This window comes from Streptomyces sp. (genome assembly GCF_035563135.1).
GTDB lineage: Bacteria > Actinomycetota > Actinomycetes > Streptomycetales > Streptomycetaceae > Streptomyces.
This window is the reverse complement of record NZ_DATMVN010000718.1, coordinates 1-2,666: the sequence shown is the minus strand read 5'-3', so window position 1 is coordinate 2,666 and position 2,666 is coordinate 1. Positions and strand designations below refer to the sequence as shown.

Here is a 2,666-nt window from a genome sequence, read left to right as displayed (position 1 = left end):
TGCTGTTCAACCCGCGTGCCTACGACCCGGCACACTTCGACCCCGAGACCCGCAGGCTGCTGCGCGCCACCATCGACTGGTTCGAGGACCGGGGCAAGCGCCGGCTCATCGAGGACTACCGGTCCCGGGCCTGGCTGGGGGAGTTCCTCGGGTTCGCCGCGAAGGAAGGCCTGTTCGCCACCTTCCTCACCCCCGCCTCCGCCGCGCAGCGGGAGGACCAGCGCTGGGACACCGCCCGGATCGCCGCGCTCAACGAGGTCTTCGGGTTCTACGGGCTCGACTACTGGTACGCCTGGCAGGTGACCATCCTCGGTCTGGGGCCGGTCTGGCAGAGCGGCAACGCCGCCGCCCGCAGCCGCGCGGCAGACCTCCTCTCCCAGGGAGAGGTGTTCGCCTTCGGCCTGTCGGAGAAGGCGCACGGCGCCGACATCTACTCCACCGACATGCTTCTGGAACCGGACGGGAACGACGGCTTCCGGGCCACCGGTTCCAAGTACTACATAGGCAACGGCAACGCAGCCGGCCTCGTCTCCGTCTTCGGCCGCCGCACCGACATCGAGGGCCCGGACGGTTACGTCTTCTTCGCGGCCGACAGCCGCCACCCCGCCTACCACCTGGTGAAGAACGTCGTCGACTCCTCCAAGTACGTCAGCGAGTTCCGCCTCGACGGCTATCCGGTCGGTCCGGACGACGTCCTGCACACCGGCCGTGCCGCCTTCGACGCCGCCCTCAACACCGTCAACGTGGGCAAGTTCAACCTCTGCACAGCCTCGATCGGCATCTGCGAACACGCGATGTACGAGGCCGTCACCCACGCGCACAACCGCATCCTCTACGGCCGCCCCGTGACCGCCTTCCCGCACGTCCGCCGTGAGCTGGCCGACGCCTACGTCCGGCTCGTCGGCATGAAGCTGTTCAGCGACCGTGCCGTCGACTACTTCCGCTCGGCAGGGCCCGAGGACCGCCGGTACCTGCTGTTCAACCCGATGACGAAGATGAAGGTGACCACGGAGGGCGAGAAGGTCATCGACCTGATGTGGGACGTCATCGCCGCCAAGGGCTTCGAGAAGGACACCTACTTCGCCCAGGCCGCCGCCGAGATCCGGAGCCTGCCCAAGCTGGAGGGCACGGTGCACGTCAACCTCGCCCTCATCCTGAAGTTCATGCGCAACCACCTGCTGGACCCGGCCGGATACGAGCCCGTGACCACACGCCTGGACGCCGCCGACGACACGTTCCTCTTCCAGCAGGGCCCCGCCCGCGGCCTCGGCTCCGTGCGCTTCCACGACTGGAGGCCGGCCTACGACGCGTACGCCGCGGTGCCCAATGTCGCGCGCTTCCGGGAGCAGGCGGACGCGCTCTGCGGCTTCGTGACCGACTGCGCGCCCGACGAGCAGCAGAGCCGCGATCTGGACTTCCTGCTGTCCGTCGGCCAGCTCTTCGCGCTGGTGGTCCACGGGCAGCTGATCCTGGAGCAGGCCCGGCTGACGGACCTGGACGAGGACGTGCTCGACGAGCTGTTCTCCGTACTCGTCCGCGACTTCTCCGCGCACGCCGTCGAGCTGCACGGCAAGGACTCCGCGACCGGGGAGCAGCAGCGCTGGGCCCTCGCCGCGGTACGGCGTCCTGTCGTCGACGGCGCCCGCTCGGCGCGGGTCTGGGACCGCGTCGAGGCACTGTCCGGGGCGTACGAAATGGCTCGGTGATCCCGGTCGGCAACCAGGCCGGATCCGGTCCGCATCGCCCGCGCCCGCCGGGGCATATGGAAGTTCCGGCGGCCGGATCGGGCCGGCTGCCAGGGAGGAGACGACCATGGACACGGTCTGGACAGGTCCTGCACAGCTGGACCGTTCGCTGGACGACGACGTGATCGGATACGGCGTGGAAGCACCGGACGGGAGCGTGGGCACCGTCATCAGGCTCTCGCCCGTACCGGGCTTCGACCATCTGGTGATCGACGCGGGGGTCTGGAAGTTCGGCAGAAGCGTCGTCGTGCCCGCCGGCATGGTGAGCGCCGTCGACGGCCCCGAGCGGGTGATCAGGGTCAGGTGCACCAAGGAACAGATCAAGGACGCCCCGCGCTTCGAGCGTGATCAGGACACCGGCGACCTCTTCTACCTGCGGAAGCTCGGCACGTACTACGAATCGCTGACCGCCGTCCCCGAATGAGGGCGGCGGCGTTGAGGGCGGAGGCCGGCGTCACCGGAGTCCATCGGTGGCGCCGGACCGCTGTCCGGTGCGGGGCCGTGCCTCCAGCCCCCCTCATCGCCCGTACGCCGTCCACAGACCGAGCAGCCCGGTGCCGAAGTGGCACCGGGCTGCTCGGATCCAGGGCGGGCAGCCGGGCGCAGGCTCCTCGTCCCGATGACCGTTCAGGCGGTCTGGAGCCTGTCGTCCTGCTGCCTGGCCGCGGGCCGGCGAAGGGCGGGAGAAACCGTGGCACGCATGCCGAGCATGGTGTCAGCGACGTGGAGGGCCTGCGGGACGGCCTGGGTGCCGGTCATCACGCACAGCGTGTAGGCGGCGTCCTCCACGGCCCGGGCGGTCGCGTCCGTGGAGCGGCGCGCATCCTCGATCCGGGCGTCGGCGTAGCGGGCCAGAGCCACTCTCAGGTCCTGAGGACTGGGTGTCAGCACAGCGGGTTCTCCTCCATGTTCGATCCACGT

Annotated in this window: 3 protein-coding genes; 2 read left to right on the top strand and 1 reads right to left on the bottom strand. The window is 69.6% G+C overall.

Translation table 11 applies throughout. The annotated features are described in order from the left end of the window. Positions 1–2: 2 nt before the first annotated feature. Positions 3–1,706 carry an acyl-CoA dehydrogenase family protein gene (locus VN520_RS31915; protein ID WP_325750418.1) on the top strand — a complete coding sequence of 568 codons (1,704 nt, stop codon included), beginning with the start codon at positions 3–5 and terminating at the stop codon, positions 1,704–1,706. A 106-nt stretch (positions 1,707–1,812) separates the two neighbouring features. Beyond that, a complete protein-coding gene (locus VN520_RS31910) occupies positions 1,813–2,169 on the top strand; it encodes a hypothetical protein (RefSeq protein ID WP_325750417.1) in 357 nt (118 codons plus the stop codon). 203 nt (positions 2,170–2,372) lie between these two features. Here the strand turns inward: VN520_RS31910 and VN520_RS31905 are convergent, their stop codons facing one another. Continuing rightward, positions 2,373–2,636, bottom strand: a complete 264-nt coding sequence (locus VN520_RS31905) for a DUF5133 domain-containing protein (protein ID WP_325750419.1) — start codon at positions 2,634–2,636, stop codon at positions 2,373–2,375. Positions 2,637–2,666: the final 30 nt, after the last annotated feature.